At 72.7% G+C, this 1,026-nt stretch carries 1 protein-coding gene; it reads left to right on the plus strand.

The annotated features are described in order from the left end of the window. Positions 1–51: 51 nt before the first annotated feature. Positions 52–1,026 (plus strand): beta-ketoacyl reductase (locus G6048_RS48250; RefSeq protein WP_328829181.1); only part of this gene is annotated, 975 nt, incomplete at its 3' end.

The following is a 1,026-nucleotide window of genomic DNA, read 5'->3' on the forward strand; positions in this document are numbered from 1 at the left end:
GTGGTGTCGTTCCTGGGGTGGCAGGAGTCTCCGCTGGAGGAGTCCGGGGCGGTGTCCGCGGGGCTGGCTGGAACGCTGACGCTGTTCCAGGCCCTGGGCGATGCACGCATTCCGGGGCGTTTGTGGTGTGTGACGCGGGGCGCGGTGTCCGTGGACGGCGCGGATGGCACGGGCGGCGTGGATGGCGTGGATGGCACGGGCGGTGTGGATGGTGTGGTTCGGGGTCCGCGGCCGGTGCAGGCGCAGGTGTGGGGTCTGGGCCGGGTGGCGGGTCTGGAGGAGCCGGAGCGCTGGGGTGGTCTGGTGGATGTCCCGGAGGTGGCGGACGGGTCGGCGGCGCAGCGGCTGGCTGCGGTGCTGGCCGGGCTGGGGGATGAGGATCAGCTGGCGGTGCGGGGTGCGGGGGTGTTCGTGCGGCGTCTGGTGCGTGCGCCGCTGGAGCCTTCGGCCGCGGTGAGGCCGTGGCGTCCGGATGGCACGGTGTTGGTGACCGGTGGTACGGGTGGCCTGGGCGGTCACGTGGCGCGGTGGCTGGCGTCGTTGGGTGCGGAGCATGTGGTGCTGGCGAGCCGGCGTGGAGCCGGCGCCGAGGGCGCCGCGCACTTGGCGGCGGAGCTGGAGCAGCTCGGTGCCCGGGTGTCGTTCGCCGCCTGTGACATGGCGGATCGTGCCGCGCTGGCCGGGCTGCTGGACAACCTGGAGGCGGAAGGATCACCGGTGCGTTCGGTGGTGCATGCGGCAGGCGTTCCCGGGCGTTTCGTGGCTCTCGCGGACGCTGAGGTGTCGGATCTGGCCGAGGCGCTGGGGGCGAAGGCGCTGGGTGCGACGGCGCTGGATGAGTTGCTGGATTCCGGTCGGCTGGATGCGTTTGTGCTGTTCTCGTCGAATGCCGGGGTGTGGGGTGGCAGTGGGCAGGGGGCGTACGCGGCGGCGAATGCCCATCTCGATGCGCTGGCGGAACAGCGTCGGGCACGGGGCGTGGTCGCGACCTCGGTGGCCTGGGGCATGTGGCACGGCGAAGGACTG

Origin of the sequence: Streptomyces ureilyticus (assembly GCF_011045025.1) — a bacterium.
Classification (GTDB): domain Bacteria; phylum Actinomycetota; class Actinomycetes; order Streptomycetales; family Streptomycetaceae; genus Streptomyces; species Streptomyces ureilyticus.